The sequence below is a fragment of the Mesorhizobium sp. STM 4661 genome (assembly GCF_000359125.1).
Classification (GTDB): Bacteria; Pseudomonadota; Alphaproteobacteria; order Rhizobiales; family Rhizobiaceae; genus Mesorhizobium.
In genome coordinates, this window is record NZ_CAAF010000015.1 from 18,444 (window position 1) to 32,975 (window position 14,532).

Consider the following 14,532-nt stretch of genomic DNA (forward strand, 5'->3'; position numbering starts at 1 on the left):
TTCCGGACGGAAAACCGCTACACACTTTTCCTGGAATTGCTGTCTTTTGTTTTTACGCAATTCCGGACGGAAAACCGCTACACACTTTTCCTGGAATTGCTCTGGAACGACGTGACCGATGCATCTGCGTGACGGCCTCCAGACCCATGCGACCGTCCGGCAGCGCTACGACCATCTGGTTGTATCAGGCGCGATCGAGCGCGATCCGGCGCAGGAGCGGATCACTGCCGCACTCGACCGGCTGATCGACGAGATCTCGGCCAAGCGGCTGGCGCACAAGTCGAGCGCGCTGGGCTGGCTGTTCGCCCGCAAGCGCGAGACGCAGGAGGCGGTCAAGGGCCTCTACATCCATGGCGGCGTCGGGCGCGGCAAGACCATGCTGATGGACATGTTCTTCGAACTGGTGCCGGTCAGGCGCAAGCGCCGCGTGCATTTCAACGACTTCATGGCCGATGTGCAGGACCGCATCCAGAAGCACCGGCAGGCGCGCAAGAATGGCGACGTCAAGGAGGACGACCCGATCCCGCCGGTGGCGCGCGCGCTGGCCGGCGAAGCCTGGGTATTATGTTTCGACGAGTTCTCCATCACCGACATCGCCGATGCGATGATCCTGTCCAGGCTGTTCTCGGCGCTGTTTGCCAGTGGCGTGGTGCTGGTCGCCACCTCCAATGTCGCACCCGATGATCTCTATCGGGACGGGCTGAACCGCCAGCTTTTTCTGCCCTTCATCGGGATACTGGAGCGGCATGCCCATGTGCTGGCGCTGGTCGCCGACAAGGACTACCGGCTGGACAAGCTCAGCCGCATGCCGGTCTACATCACCCCCGCGGATGCCGCCGCCGATGCCGCGCTCGACGCTGCCTGGGAAGCGATGACGCATGGCAGGCCGACGGCCGAGACGACGCTGACGGTGAAGGGCCGGCAGGTCGTGGTGCCGGCCGCCGCAGGCGAGGCGGCGCGGTTCTCCTTCGCCGATCTCTGCGAAAAGCCGCTCGGCGCCCGCGACTATCTCGCCATCGCAGCCCGTTTCTCGACCGTCTTCATCGATCGCGTGCCGGTTCTCGGCGAAGGCCGGCGCAACGAGGCGAAACGCTTCATCCTGCTGATCGACACGCTCTACGACCATCATGTGCGGCTGGTGGCGAGCGCCGAGGCTGCGCCGCCTGAACTCTATACCGCCAAGCGCGGCAACGAAGTGTTCGAGTTCGAGCGCACGGCGTCGCGGCTGATCGAGATGCAGAGCCGCGACTGGCTGGAGGATTGGGCGGAGCGGCAGAAGGTGCGGACGCCGCCTGCGGAAGAGCGGCAGGCGCAGGCTTGAGCCTCAGAAGGCAAAGGCAGCGTTCCGTCACACCCCAGCATTGAAGAGGCAGCACGCCGCAACGCCTAAATCACAAGGGCGTCATCCCCGGGATTGAGCCTTCTGATTTCGATCGTCATTGTGTAAAGCTTCCCAAGTCGGCTTACAAACTTTGACGTTTACGTAAATCCCAATGTTTCTAACCGATTGAAAATATTCACTCGAAAATAATCGATTGAATATTTTTTCCGCCGGAGCTATTGGGTGCGGCGAAATCTCGCGGGTTCTCCGCAGCATACCGGCTTCTTCCTCGACGCCGTCATCAAGTCGTTAAGATTTGGGCGCAGTCACAGAAAAAGGGAAAACATCCTGACATGGCACGCAACAAGATAGCGCTCATCGGCTCGGGCATGATCGGCGGCACGCTCGCCCACATGATCGGCCTCAAGGACCTCGGCGACGTGGTGCTGTTCGATATCGCCGAGGGCATTCCGCAGGGCAAGGGGCTCGATATAGCGCAGTCGTCGCCGGTCGATGGGTTCGACTCCAGGCTGACCGGCGTCAACGATTATGCCGGCATCGAGGGCGCCGACGTCTGCATCGTCACCGCCGGCGTGCCGCGCAAGCCCGGCATGAGCCGCGACGATCTCCTGGGCATCAATCTGAAGGTGATGGAACAGGTTGGCGCCGGTCTCAAGAAGTATGCGCCGAAGGCCTTCGTCATCTGCATCACCAACCCGCTCGATGCCATGGTCTGGGCGCTGCAGAAATTCTCAGGCTTGCCGAAGACCCATGTCGTCGGCATGGCCGGTGTGCTCGACAGTTCGCGTTTCCGCTATTTCCTGGCCGAGGAATTCAAGGTCTCGGTCGAGGACGTCACCGCCTTCGTGCTCGGCGGCCATGGCGATTCCATGGTGCCGATGATCCGCTATTCGACGGTAGCCGGCATCCCGCTGCCCGATCTCGTCAAGATGGGCTGGACCTCGAAGGAAAAGCTCGACCAGATCGTGCAGCGCACCCGCGACGGCGGCGCCGAGATCGTCGGCCTGCTCAAGACCGGCTCGGCCTATTATGCGCCGGCCGCTTCGGCGATCTCGATGGCCGAAGCCTATCTCAAGGACAAGAAACGCGTGCTGCCTTGCGCGGCGCATCTCTCCGGCCAGTATGGCCTGAAAAACACCTATGTCGGCGTTCCCGTGGTGATCGGCGCCGGCGGTGTCGAGCGCATCATCGAGATCGAGCTCTCGAAGAGCGAGCAGAAGATGTTCGACAGTTCGGTGGCGGCGGTGCAGGGCCTGACCGAGGCCTGCGTCACGATCGCCCCGCATCTCGCTTCGAAGTAACCCCCCAGTAGATTGATCTGGAGACACCGAGCATGAACATCCATGAGTATCAGGGCAAGGCGCTGCTGAAGGGTTTTGGCGCACCGGTGGCCGACGGCGTGCCAGTGTTCGAGGCGAGCGAGGCGGAAGCCGCCGCCAAGGCGCTGCCCGGCCCGCTCTATGTGGTGAAGAGCCAGATCCATGCCGGCGGCCGCGGCAAGGGCAGGTTCAAGGAGCTTGGCCCCGACGCCAAGGGCGGCGTGCGGCTGGCGAAGTCGGTGGCCGATGTCGTCGCCAACGTCAAGGAGATGCTCGGGTCCACGCTGGTCACCAAGCAGACCGGCCCGGCCGGCAAGCAGGTCAACCGCCTCTATATCGAGGACGGCGCCGACATCGAGCGCGAGCTCTATCTGTCGCTGCTGGTCGACCGCGCGGTCGGCCGCATCGCCTTCGTCGTCTCGACCGAGGGCGGCATGGATATCGAGGGCGTCGCCCACGACACGCCGGAAAAGATCATCACCCGCGCCGTCGACCCGTTGGCCGGCGTGACGACGGTCGACGTCGATATACTGGTGGAAGCGCTGGGGCTTGAGGGCCAGGCCGCCAAGGATGCCGGCACGCTGTTCCCGCTGCTTTACAATGTCTTTGTCGAGAAGGACATGAGCCTGCTCGAGGTCAATCCGCTGATCGTCATGAAGAACGGCCGGCTGCGCGTGCTCGACGCGAAAGTGTCGTTCGACAACAATGCGCTGTTCCGCCACCCCGACGTGCTGGAACTGCGCGACACCACCGAAGAAGACGAGAAGGAGATCGAGGCGTCGAAATACGACCTCGCCTATGTCGCGCTCGACGGCAATATCGGCTGCATGGTCAACGGCGCCGGCCTCGCCATGGCGACGATGGACATCATCAAGCTCTATGGCGCCGAGCCGGCCAACTTCCTCGATGTCGGCGGCGGCGCGTCCAAGGAAAAAGTGACGGCGGCGTTCAAGATCATCACCAGGGATCCGGCGGTCAAAGGCATCCTGATCAACATTTTTGGCGGCATCATGAAGTGCGACATCATCGCCGAGGGCGTCATTGCCGCGGTCAAGGAAGTCGGCCTGAAAGTGCCGCTGGTGGTGCGGCTCGAAGGCACCAATGCCGAGCTCGGCAAGAAGATCATCAACGACAGCGGGCTGAATGTGGTTTCGGCCGACGATCTCGACGACGCGGCCCAGAAGATCGTGGCGGCGGTGAAGGGCTGAGCGTTTGGCAAACGCTCCGTTTGTTCATCCATTATGGTCAATATTTATGATTGCCATGGGTATCGGCGGACTGTGGGCCTTTCCCGAGCGGAGAAAAATGTCAGAAAAGATGCGCCGCCACACCTCCTTCAGGATTGTTCTTCCAAGATCACTTGACCTTGGGTTGCATCTTGGCATGAGCGTCATCTTGCTCTTGATGGGCTTCCTAACATTGTTTGGGATTGTCCGGTGAGAACAGAGCTAGTCAGAGGTTGATAGACGATGCCTCCACGCAAGATAAACCTTATCGAGGCGGCGGACGCGAAGATCACCAGGGTCTTCGATCCGCATATCGCCGGCGACGTGAATGACAGCCAGGCGAAGGTCGCCAAGTTCGGCGAGGCCTTCGACTGGCACGCGCATGAAAAAGAAGATGAGGCTTTCCTCGTGCTGCGCGGGCGCATCGCCATTGATTTCCGCGACGGTCCGGTCGAGCTCGGCGAGGGCGATTTCATCGTCGTGCCGCGCGGCGTCGAGCACCGGCCGCGCTCGCTGACCGCGGAGCCGGTGGTGCTGATGTTCGAGCCGGCAACGACGCTCAACACCGGCAATGCCAAGAGCGACCTTACCGTCGCCGATCTGAAGCGGCTCTGATCATGAACGTGGCGCCCTCAACATCGCTTTCCACCGATCATCAGCGCCTGCGGGCGCTGGCCGGCGCGTGGCGCGGCGAGGAAGAGATGTCGGCCGACAACTTGCGACTGACACACAGTTCCACATATACTGTGTGGCATTTGCAGGAGAAAAGAGAAATGAAGAACATCACGCTGGCGGTTGAAGACGAGGTTCTGGAGCAGGTCAAGCTGGTGGCTGCCGAGCAGCGAACGACCGTCAACGCAATGGTGCGGGAGTTTTTCGCGACAGTTGCCGCGAAGCGGCGTGCCAAGGACGAGGCACGGCAAGCCCTTCTGCAGCTCGCCCGCGAGGCGGCGGGCGACATGGGTGGCAAGAAATGGAACCGGGAAGCTCTCTATGACCGCTGAGTGCTTCCTCGACACGAACGTTCTCGTCTATGCCGCCATCGGATACAAATCCGAGCGCGCGAAGTACGAGCGCGCCGTGGAGTTGATCGCCAAGGAAGACTATTCGACCTCCGCACAGGTGCTGCAGGAGTTCTATGTGAACGTGACCAAACGAGCGGATGTCACACTGGCGCCAGCGAAGGCGGCCGAGTGGGTCGCCGCGATCTCCATGAAGCCCTGCCAGGATTTGGACAGCGCGGTCGTTATGCGGGGCATCGAGAACGCGCAGCGTTACCAGATTTCATATTGGGATGGCGCGATCATCGCCGCCGCCGAGCGCCTTGGCGTCAAGACACTTTACACCGAAGACCTCAACCACGGGCAGGCTTACGGCTCCGTGGTCGCCATCAACCCCTTCCGCACTCACTGATCAGGTCGCAAAAAATGTCCATTCTCGTCGACAAGAACACCAAGGTGCTGGTGCAGGGCCTGACCGGCAAGACCGGCACGTTCCATACGGAACAGGCGCTGGCCTATCACGGCACCAAGATGGTTGGCGGCATCCATCCCAAGAAGGGCGGCGAGACCTGGACCGGCGCCAAGGGCGAGAACCTGCCGATCTTCGCCACCGTCGCCGAAGGCAAGGCCAGGACCGGCGCCAACGCTTCGGTCGTCTATGTGCCGCCGGCGGGCGCCGCCGAGGCGATCCTGGAAGCGATCGAAGCCGAGATCCCGCTGATCGTCTGCATCACCGAAGGCATTCCTGTCATGGACATGGTCAAGGTCAAGGCAAGGCTCGACCGCTCGACGTCGCGGCTGCTCGGCCCCAACTGTCCGGGCGTGCTGACGCCCGACGAATGCAAGATCGGCATCATGCCCGGCAACATCTTCCGCAAGGGCTCGGTGGGCGTTGTTTCCCGTTCTGGAACGCTTACCTATGAGGCAGTGTTCCAGACCACCAATGTCGGCCTCGGCCAGACCACCGCCGTCGGCATCGGCGGCGATCCGGTCAAGGGCACGGAGTTCATCGACGTGCTGGAGATGTTCCTCGCCGACGACGAGACCAAGTCTATCATCATGATCGGCGAGATCGGCGGTTCGGCCGAGGAAGACGCCGCGCAATTCCTCAAGGACGAGGCCAAACGCGGCCGCAAGAAGCCGATGGCCGGCTTCATCGCGGGCCGCACGGCGCCGGCCGGCCGCACCATGGGTCATGCGGGCGCGGTCATCTCCGGCGGCAAGGGCGGCGCCGATGACAAGATCGCGGCGATGGAATCGGCCGGGATCAAGGTTTCGCCGTCGCCGGCAAGGCTCGGCACGACCTTGGTCGAGGCGATCAAAGGATAAGGCAGTAAGGGAGTAGGGCAGTATGGCAGTAGGGGAATAGGAAGAACGGGACGAGCGCGGCAACCGCCTGCTTTCCCTACTGCCTTACTCCCCTACTGCCCCACTCCCCTCCAAAAACAGGAGACGGAGCCAGGCTCCGCAGACAAAATGGCAAGACAAGATCAGGCCAACGACCAGTTTTCGCTTACCTCTTTCCTCTATGGCGGCAACGCCGACTATATCGAGGCGCTGCATGCCGCCTATGAGGACGATCCCGAATCGGTCAACCCCGAATGGCAGGACTTCTTCGCGGCGCTGAAGGACGACGCCGGCGATGTCCGCAAGAACGCCAAGGGCGCATCGTGGGCCAGGCCTTCCTGGCCGCTGCAGGCCAATGGCGAACTGGTCTCGGCGCTCGACGGCAATTGGGGCCTCGTCGAAAAGCACTTGGAGAAGAAGGTCAAGGAGAAGGCCGTCGTCAACGGCGCCGTGCTTTCCGACGCCGACGTGCACCAGGCGACGCGCGATTCCGTGCGCGCCATCATGATGATCCGCGCCTACCGCATGCGCGGCCATTTGCACGCCAATCTGGATCCGCTCGGCATCGCCAAGCCGCTCGAGGACTATAATGAACTGTCGCCGGAGAATTACGGCTTCACATCAGCCGATTACGACCGGCCGATCTTCCTCGACAATGTGCTCGGGCTCGAATTCGGCACCATCCGGCAGATGCTGGATATCCTGACCCGCACCTATTGCTCGACGCTCGGCGTCGAGTTCATGCATATTTCCGACCCCGAGGAGAAGGCCTGGATCCAGGCGCGCATCGAGGGCACCGACAAGGAGATCACCTTCACCGCCCCCGGCAAGAAGGCGATCCTGCAGAAGCTGGTCGAGGCCGAAGGTTTCGAGCAGTTCATCGACGTCAAGTACAAGGGCACCAAGCGCTTCGGCCTCGATGGCAGCGAGGGGCTGATCCCGGCGCTTGAACAGATCATCAAGCGCGGCGGCCAGCTCGGCATGAAGGAGATCGTGCTCGGCATGGCGCATCGCGGCCGGCTGAACGTGCTCTCCCAGGTGATGGCCAAGCCGCACCGCGCCATCTTCCACGAATTCAAGGGCGGCTCGGCCGCACCCGACGAGGTCGAAGGTTCGGGCGACGTGAAGTACCATCTCGGCGCCTCGTCGGACCGCGAATTCGACGGCAACAAGGTGCATTTGTCCTTGACCGCCAACCCCTCGCATCTGGAAATCGTCGATCCGGTGGTGATGGGCAAGGCGCGGGCCAAGCAGGACTATCTGTTCGGCCGCAGCCGCGAGGAGATCGTGCCGTTGGAAGAGCGCGCCAAGGTGTTGCCGCTGCTGCTGCACGGCGACGCCGCCTTTGCCGGTCAGGGCGTGATCGCCGAAATTCTCGGCCTGTCGGGCCTGCGCGGCCACAGGGTCGCCGGCACGCTGCATTTCATCATCAACAACCAGATCGGCTTTACCACCAATCCGCGCTTCTCGCGCTCCTCGCCCTATCCGTCGGATGTGGCCAAGATGATCGAAGCGCCGATCTTCCACGTCAATGGCGACGACCCGGAAGCCACGGTCCACGCCGCCAAGGTGGCGATCGAGTTCCGCATGAAATTCCACAAGCCTGTGGTGGTGGACATGTTCTGCTATCGCCGCTTCGGCCACAATGAGGGCGATGAGCCGGCCTTCACCCAGCCGATCATGTACGCCAACATCCGCAAGCACAAGACGACGGTGCAGATCTATGGCGACCGGCTGATCGCCGAGGGCCACATCACCCAGGCCGAATTCGACAAGTTGAAGGCCGACTGGCGGGCGCATCTCGAGTCCGAATGGGAGGTCGGCCAGCACTATAAGCCCAACAAGGCCGACTGGCTGGACGGCGCCTGGTCGGGCCTGCGCACGGCCGACAACCAGGACGAACAGCGGCGCGGCAAGACCGCCGTGCCGGTCAAGACGCTGAAGGAGATCGGCAAGAAGCTGACCGAGGTGCCGAAGGATTTCGAGGCGCACAAGACGATCCTGCGCTTCCTCGAGAACCGCCGCCAGGCAATCGAGTCGGGCGAAGGCATCGACTGGTCGACGGCAGAGGCGCTGGCCTTCGGCGCCATCCTGCTCGATGGCAACCCGATCCGGCTGTCCGGGCAGGATTCGGAACGCGGCACCTTCTCGCAACGCCATTCCGTGCTCTACGACCAGCGCGACGAAACCCGCTACATCCCGCTCAACAATCTGTCGGCCGCGCAGGCCGGCTACGAGGTCGTCAATTCGATGCTGTCGGAAGAGGCCGTGCTCGGCTTCGAATATGGCTACAGCCTGGCCGAGCCGAAGGCGCTGACGCTGTGGGAGGCCCAGTTCGGCGACTTCGCCAATGGCGCCCAGGTGGTGTTCGACCAGTTCATCTCCAGCGGAGAGCGCAAGTGGCTCAGAATGTCGGGCCTCGTCTGCCTGCTGCCGCATGGCTATGAAGGCCAGGGTCCCGAACATTCGTCGGCTAGGCTGGAGCGCTTCCTGCAGCTTTGCGCCGAAGACAACATGCAGGTGGCCAATTGCACGACGCCGGCCAACTACTTCCACATCCTGCGCAGGCAGCTGAAGCGGGACTTCCGCAAGCCGCTGATCCTGATGACGCCGAAGTCGCTGCTGCGCCACAAGCGGGCGGTGTCGACGCTGCCGGATATTTCCGGCGAAAGCGCGTTCCACCGGCTGCTGTGGGACGATGCCCAGTTGCTAACGGGCCAGGCGATCAAGCTCACCAAGGATTCGAAGATCCGCCGTGTCGTGCTCTGCTCGGGCAAGGTCTATTACGACCTCTACGAGGAGCGCGAGAAGCGCGGCATCAACGACATCTATCTGCTGCGCGTCGAACAGCTCTACCCGTTCCCGGCCAAGGCGCTGATCACCGAACTGTCACGCTTCCGCAATGCCGAGATGGTGTGGTGTCAGGAGGAGCCCAAGAACATGGGCGCCTGGTCGTTCATCGACCCGTATCTGGAATGGGTGCTGGCGCATATCGACGCCAAGCATCAGCGGGTGCGCTACACCGGCCGGCCGGCCGCGGCGTCGCCGGCGACCGGATTGATGTCGAAGCATCTGGCCCAGCTTGCCGCCTTGCTCGAAGACGCGCTTGGTGAATAGGACAGAATTGGGCGAATAGAACGTCAAACGAGACAGAACGGACAGGCACAATGGCTACCGAAATCCGCGTTCCCACTCTCGGCGAATCCGTCACCGAGGCGACCATCGGCAAATGGTTCAAGAAGGTGGGCGACGCGGTCGCCGCCGACGAGCCGCTGGTCGAGCTCGAAACCGACAAGGTGACGGTGGAAGTGCCGGCGGCCGGGGCGGGCACGCTCAGCGAAATCGCCGTCAAGGAAGGCGAGACGGTCGAGGTCGGCGCGTTGCTCGGCATGATTTCGGCGGGCGATGGGGCAAAAGCGACGGCACCTGAACCTGCAAAAGCTGCAGCACCTGAACCGAAGCAGGATGCGGTGTCGCAGGCCTCGGCGCCGACGGCCGCCTCGACCGTCAAGCAGGCCGCGACCGAAACCGCCAAGATCGCCGGCGACGCCGGCGCCATCGAGACACGCACAATGCCGCCGGCGCCATCAGCGGCAAAGCTGCTTGCCGAGAACAATCTCGCGGTCGACCAGATCTCGGGTTCCGGCAAGCGCGGCCAGGTGCTCAAGGGCGACGTGCTCGACGCGATCGCCAGGGGCGCGCCGTCGCAGCCGGCCGAAATGCCGAAGGCGCCGCCTGCACCGGTCGCCGTTCGCGCGCCCTCCTCGACCGATGACGCGTCGCGCGAAGAGCGTGTGCGCATGACCAAGCTGCGCCAGACCATCGCGCGCCGGCTCAAGGAAGCGCAATCGACCGCCGCCATGCTGACCACCTTCAACGAGGTCGACATGAGCGCGGTGATGGCGCTGAGGACCAAATACAAGGATGTGTTCGAGAAGAAGCACGGCGTGAAGCTCGGTTTCATGGGCTTCTTCACCAAGGCCGTCACCCACGCCCTGAAGGAGATCCCCTCCGTCAACGCCGAGATCGACGGCACCGACATCATCTTCAAGAACTATGCCCATATTGGCGTCGCCGTCGGCACCGAGAAAGGCCTCGTCGTGCCGGTGGTGCGCAACGCCGACCAGATGGGAATAGCCGAGATCGAGAAGGATATCGGCCGGCTGGGCCTCGCCGCGCGCGACGGCAAGCTCTCGGTTGCCGATATGCAGGGCGGCACGTTTACGATTTCCAACGGTGGCGTTTACGGGTCGCTGATGTCGACGCCGATCCTCAATGCGCCGCAGTCCGGCATCCTTGGCATGCACAAGATCCAGGAGCGGCCGGTGGTGGTCGGCGGCCAGATCGTGATCCGGCCGATGATGTATCTGGCGCTCTCCTACGACCATCGCATCGTCGACGGCAAGGAAGCGGTGACCTTCCTGGTGCGCGTCAAGGAAAGCCTGGAGGATCCCGAGCGGCTGGTGCTCGATCTGTGAGCGAAGCTGATCGCGCCATGGCTGGTTGGCTGCGTGCCATGCGGCGATCGTTTCGACGTAGTCTCGTCTGGCTTGGCATTTTTTCCGCTTTGCCATCCATGGCGCTCGCCGCCGACTGGGACGTGACCAAGGCGAGCAGCAATCTTGGGGTTTTCGCCCTGAGCGATGCCGAACTGGCGGAGCGACAGATCACGGTCGCCCCGATCGGTGAGCTTGAATTGCCGACCGGCGAAATTATCGCCTGTGACCCTCTGGTGAGCGGCGTCGAGACGCCGGCCTTGAGCCGCAAGGTCAAACCAGGGCGCTACCCGGTTTCGCTGTTGGAAGCACAAGATCGTGTCGCCGTTGCGGTGCTGCGCTTCAGGCCCGGCACGCCGGTCCGCTGGGAACTGGCCACCGTGCCAGGCCAGGATGTCGCGACGTTGAAGAGCGACGAGATGTTCGGCTATCCCGTCGATGCCGGCCTTGGCTCGTTCATGGACAAGACGGCCATGGCGCTGATGTCGGAGCAGCAGGACAGGCTGAAGGCCGACGAAAACTACTACGATGATGTGCTGGCAGCCGAATTTGCCCCCAATCAGGACAGGTTCGTGATGCATCACCCGGCTGCCGGCAACCCCGTCAACATCGCGATGTTCTGGAGCGGTTGGGGCGACGGGTTTTATCCATCGTTCTGGGGGCTGGACGCGGCGGGCGAACCGCTGCTGCTGACGACCGATTTCGGCGTGCTGAAAAACGCCGATGGGCGCAAGAGCAAGTAGGCCGCCACGATGCAAAGCGCCCTGTCGCCCACCATCGGATCTTTGGCTGGGTTGCTGGCCGTTTTGTTTGCGAGCTCCGCTGCGCTTGCTGCCTGCCCGCTGGAACTCGCCGTCTATGGCGATGCCGAGAGCGAAGCCGGCATCGATTTCAGGCCGACCGGGGAATCGGCCGTTGTCTCCAACACGTTCAAGATGGTGCTCGACAAGGGGGTCGTGCTCGATGGCATCGTCATGTGGACGGAAGGGGTGGCGCGCCCGCATGGCTCGCTGATGTACAAATGCCCGACCGGCGACGTCACCGGCGACGAGCTCGCCGCCTGCACGGTGTGGGAGGGCGTCATCTACAGTTCCGACGACCAGGGCAAGATCGCCTTGCTGCCGGCCGAAGGCGTCGATGCACCGAAGACGCTGATCTTTCCCGACCTCGGGCCTTCGCTGCAAATGTCGGCAGCCTATGGTGAGAACGGGTTTTCGAAAGTGCCGCGGGATGTCTTTGCGCTGAAGGGTTGCCAGGAATGAGCGGCGCTCCAAAGGTGCTGCTGGTTACCGGCGGCAGCCGGGGTATCGGCGCCGCCATCTGCCGGCTGGGGGCCGCGGCCGGTTATCGCGTCGCGGTCAACTACGCGTCGAATGAAAACGCCGCTAGAGCGCTGGTCGCCGAGATCGAAACCACCGGCGGCGAGGCTTTGGCGGTCAAGGGCGATGTCGGCAAGGAGGCCGATGTCTTTGCCATGTTCGAGGCGGTGGACCGCGCCTGGGGCCGGCTCGACGCTTTGGTCAACAATGCCGGCATCGTCGACGTCAAGGCGCGCGTCGACGAGATGAGTGCAGCACGGCTGGAGCGCATGATGCGCATCAATGTCGTCGGGCCCTTTCTCTGTGCTCGCGAAGCGGTCAGGCGCATGTCGACCGGCCACGGCGGCAGGGGCGGCGCCATCGTCAATATCTCGTCGGCCGCATCGGTACATGGCTCGGCGGGCGAGTATGTCGACTATGCGGCGTCCAAGGCCGCGATCGATACTTTCACCGTCGGGCTGGCCCGCGAAGTGGCGACCGAAAGCGTGCGCGTCAATGCGGTGCGGCCGGGCATCATCGACACCGAGATCCATGCATCTGGCGGCCAGCCGGACCGGATCGCACGGATCAAGGACATGCTGCCGATGAAAAGGGCGGGCACATCACATGAAGTCGCGCATGCGGTTCTCTATCTTTTGTCGGACGAAGCGTCCTATACGACGGGCGCGATCCTGAATGTGAGCGGCGGCCGCTGAAGGCCAGGCAAGAAGGACACCATCATGGCTTATGACGTCGTTATCATCGGATCGGGGCCAGGCGGTTATGTCTGCGCCATCAAGGCGGCACAGCTCGGCCTGAAGACGGCGGTGGTCGAGAAGAACGCGACCTTCGGCGGCACCTGCCTCAACATCGGCTGCATCCCGTCCAAGGCGCTGCTCCATGCGTCCGAGATGTTCGCCGAGGCCGGCCATTCCTTCGATACGCTGGGCGTCGAGATATCAGCGCCGAAACTCAATTTGAAGAAGATGATGGCGCACAAGGATGCAACGGTGGCGTCGAACGTCAATGGCGTCGCCTTCCTGTTCAAGAAGAACAAGATCGACAGTTTTCGCGGCACCGGCAAAGTGGTTTCGGCCGGCAAGGTGTCGGTGACCGGCGAGGACGGCAAGGTCGAGGAGATCGAGACCAGGAACATCGTCATCGCCACCGGCTCCGACGTCGCCGGCATTCCGGGCGTCAAGGTCGATATCGACGAGACGGTAATCATGTCCTCGACCGGTTCCTTGTCGCTGGACAAGGTGCCGGGCCATCTGGTGGTGGTCGGCGGCGGCGTCATCGGGCTGGAGCTTGGCTCGGTGTGGGCGCGGCTCGGCGCCAAGGTCACCGTCGTCGAATTCCTCGACACCATTTTGGGTGGCATGGATGGCGAGGTCTCCAAGCAGTTCCAGCGCATGCTGTCCAAGCAGGGATTCGAGTTCAAGCTGGGCGCCAAGGTGACCGGTGTCGCCAAGGCCAAGAAGGGCGCGACCGTCACTTTCGAGCCGGTCAAGGGTGGCGCCGCCGAGACGATCGAGGCGGATGCGGTGCTGATCGCGACGGGACGCCGGGCCTATGCCGACAGTCTCGGTCTGAAGGAGGCCGGGGTCGAAGTCGACGAGCGTGGCCGGGTCAAGACGGACGGCCATCTCCGGACCAATGTGCCCGGCATCTATGCCATCGGCGACGTCATCGCCGGGCCGATGCTTGCCCACAAGGCCGAGGACGAAGGCGTGGCGGTGGCCGAGACCATTGCCGGCCAAGCCGGGCATGTGAACTACGACGTCATTCCCAGCGTCGTCTACACCAGTCCGGAAATTGCTTCCGTCGGCAAGACCGAGGAAGAGCTGAAGAAGGCCGGCATCGACTACAAGATTGGAAAATTCCCGTTCACCGCCAATGGCCGGGCGCGCGCCATGCTGCACACCGACGGCTTCGTCAAGATCCTGGCCGACAAGGCTAGTGACCGCGTGCTCGGCGTCCATATCGTCGGCTTCGGCGCCGGCGAGATGATCCACGAGGCGGCGGTGCTGATGGAGTTCGGCGGCTCGTCGGAAGATCTCGCCCGCACCTGCCACGCCCATCCGACGATGTCGGAAGCGGTGAAGGAAGCGGCGCTGGCTACTTTCTTCAAGCCGATCCACATTTAGTGGTGGTGCAGGATTTTTAGGAATGCCGGAGGGACAGCACCTCCCTCTGTCCTGCCGGACATCTCCCCCGCAAGGGGGGAGATTGGCAGCTTCCGCCTCGGCGCTTCTTCTTCGACGTTGGAGATTGGCGAAAGCACTAGTGACATCCAATCTCCCCCCTTGCGGGGGAGATGTCCGGCAGGACAGAGGGGGGCGCGAAGGATCGCCGGCGCTCCGTCCTGTTTACCACCTGTCGCGGAGCCCCAAACAAAACGGCCCGCTTTTCGGCGGGCCGTTCTGCGTTGAAATCAGGAGCCTGATCAGTTGGCCGGCGCGGCAGGAGCCGGTGCGGGCGCCGGGGCTGGCGCGGGTGCAGG

The 14,532-nt window shown here is 63.0% G+C and carries 13 protein-coding genes; all 13 read left to right on the forward strand.

Annotation, left to right across the window (positions count from 1 at the left end):
* The first annotated feature begins 118 nt into the window (after window positions 1-118).
* Entirely contained in the window at window positions 119-1,321 is a 1,203-nt protein-coding gene (gene zapE, locus MESS4_RS04380) for a cell division protein ZapE (protein WP_006327043.1), read from the forward strand.
* Between the two features lie 353 nt (window positions 1,322-1,674).
* Window positions 1,675-2,643 (forward strand): malate dehydrogenase, encoded by a 969-nt coding sequence (gene mdh / locus MESS4_RS04385; protein ID WP_006327044.1) that lies wholly within the window; start codon window positions 1,675-1,677, stop codon window positions 2,641-2,643.
* A 32-nt stretch (window positions 2,644-2,675) separates the two neighbouring features.
* On the forward strand, window positions 2,676-3,869 hold the full coding sequence (sucC, locus tag MESS4_RS04390) for an ADP-forming succinate--CoA ligase subunit beta (protein ID WP_006327045.1): 1,194 nt from the start codon (window positions 2,676-2,678) through the stop codon (window positions 3,867-3,869).
* Between the two features lie 261 nt (window positions 3,870-4,130).
* Window positions 4,131-4,502 carry a cupin domain-containing protein gene (locus tag MESS4_RS04400; protein WP_006327048.1) on the forward strand — a complete coding sequence of 124 codons (372 nt, stop codon included), beginning with the start codon at window positions 4,131-4,133 and terminating at the stop codon, window positions 4,500-4,502.
* A 2-nt stretch (window positions 4,503-4,504) separates the two neighbouring features.
* Complete coding sequence (locus tag MESS4_RS34310; RefSeq protein ID WP_006327049.1) at window positions 4,505-4,891, forward strand: hypothetical protein; 387 nt, start codon at window positions 4,505-4,507, stop codon at window positions 4,889-4,891.
* Entirely contained in the window at window positions 4,881-5,300 is a 420-nt protein-coding gene (locus tag MESS4_RS04410; protein WP_006327051.1) for a PIN domain-containing protein, read from the forward strand. The genes MESS4_RS34310 and MESS4_RS04410 overlap by 11 nt, the downstream gene beginning before the upstream one ends.
* A 14-nt stretch (window positions 5,301-5,314) precedes the next feature.
* Window positions 5,315-6,217, forward strand: coding sequence for a succinate--CoA ligase subunit alpha (sucD, locus tag MESS4_RS04415; RefSeq protein ID WP_006327053.1), 903 nt, complete (start codon window positions 5,315-5,317; stop codon window positions 6,215-6,217).
* Window positions 6,218-6,364: 147 nt separating this feature from the next.
* Window positions 6,365-9,352, forward strand: coding sequence for a 2-oxoglutarate dehydrogenase E1 component (locus MESS4_RS04420; protein ID WP_006327054.1), 2,988 nt, complete (start codon window positions 6,365-6,367; stop codon window positions 9,350-9,352).
* A 50-nt stretch (window positions 9,353-9,402) separates the two neighbouring features.
* The gene (gene odhB, locus MESS4_RS04425; RefSeq protein ID WP_006327055.1) at window positions 9,403-10,713 is read left to right on the forward strand and encodes a 2-oxoglutarate dehydrogenase complex dihydrolipoyllysine-residue succinyltransferase; all 1,311 of its coding nucleotides are present in this window, start codon (window positions 9,403-9,405) and stop codon (window positions 10,711-10,713) included.
* Window positions 10,714-10,751: 38 nt separating this feature from the next.
* The gene (locus MESS4_RS04430) at window positions 10,752-11,474 is read left to right on the forward strand and encodes a DUF4241 domain-containing protein (RefSeq protein WP_036240687.1); all 723 of its coding nucleotides are present in this window, start codon (window positions 10,752-10,754) and stop codon (window positions 11,472-11,474) included.
* A 9-nt stretch (window positions 11,475-11,483) separates the two neighbouring features.
* Window positions 11,484-11,993 carry a hypothetical protein gene (locus MESS4_RS04435; RefSeq protein ID WP_006327061.1) on the forward strand — a complete coding sequence of 170 codons (510 nt, stop codon included), beginning with the start codon at window positions 11,484-11,486 and terminating at the stop codon, window positions 11,991-11,993.
* Window positions 11,990-12,745 carry an SDR family oxidoreductase gene (locus MESS4_RS04440; protein ID WP_006327064.1) on the forward strand — a complete coding sequence of 252 codons (756 nt, stop codon included), beginning with the start codon at window positions 11,990-11,992 and terminating at the stop codon, window positions 12,743-12,745. Before MESS4_RS04435 ends, MESS4_RS04440 begins: the two co-directional genes overlap by 4 nt.
* 24 nt (window positions 12,746-12,769) lie before the next feature.
* Window positions 12,770-14,176: a dihydrolipoyl dehydrogenase gene (gene lpdA, locus MESS4_RS04445; protein ID WP_006327065.1), complete on the forward strand. Its 1,407-nt coding sequence runs from the start codon at window positions 12,770-12,772 to the stop codon at window positions 14,174-14,176.
* The last annotated feature ends 356 nt before the right edge of the window (window positions 14,177-14,532 follow it).

Coding starts and splice junctions, on each gene's coding strand:
- zapE (WP_006327043.1), top strand. CDS start 119: ATGCATCTGCGTGACGGCCTCCAGACCCATGCGACCGTCCGGCAGCGC.
- mdh (WP_006327044.1), top strand. CDS start 1,675: ATGGCACGCAACAAGATAGCGCTCATCGGCTCGGGCATGATCGGCGGC.
- sucC (WP_006327045.1), top strand. CDS start 2,676: ATGAACATCCATGAGTATCAGGGCAAGGCGCTGCTGAAGGGTTTTGGC.
- MESS4_RS04400 (WP_006327048.1), top strand. CDS start 4,131: ATGCCTCCACGCAAGATAAACCTTATCGAGGCGGCGGACGCGAAGATC.
- MESS4_RS34310 (WP_006327049.1), top strand. CDS start 4,505: ATGAACGTGGCGCCCTCAACATCGCTTTCCACCGATCATCAGCGCCTG.
- MESS4_RS04410 (WP_006327051.1), top strand. CDS start 4,881: ATGACCGCTGAGTGCTTCCTCGACACGAACGTTCTCGTCTATGCCGCC.
- sucD (WP_006327053.1), top strand. CDS start 5,315: ATGTCCATTCTCGTCGACAAGAACACCAAGGTGCTGGTGCAGGGCCTG.
- MESS4_RS04420 (WP_006327054.1), top strand. CDS start 6,365: ATGGCAAGACAAGATCAGGCCAACGACCAGTTTTCGCTTACCTCTTTC.
- odhB (WP_006327055.1), top strand. CDS start 9,403: ATGGCTACCGAAATCCGCGTTCCCACTCTCGGCGAATCCGTCACCGAG.
- MESS4_RS04430 (WP_036240687.1), top strand. CDS start 10,752: ATGCGGCGATCGTTTCGACGTAGTCTCGTCTGGCTTGGCATTTTTTCC.
- MESS4_RS04435 (WP_006327061.1), top strand. CDS start 11,484: ATGCAAAGCGCCCTGTCGCCCACCATCGGATCTTTGGCTGGGTTGCTG.
- MESS4_RS04440 (WP_006327064.1), top strand. CDS start 11,990: ATGAGCGGCGCTCCAAAGGTGCTGCTGGTTACCGGCGGCAGCCGGGGT.
- lpdA (WP_006327065.1), top strand. CDS start 12,770: ATGGCTTATGACGTCGTTATCATCGGATCGGGGCCAGGCGGTTATGTC.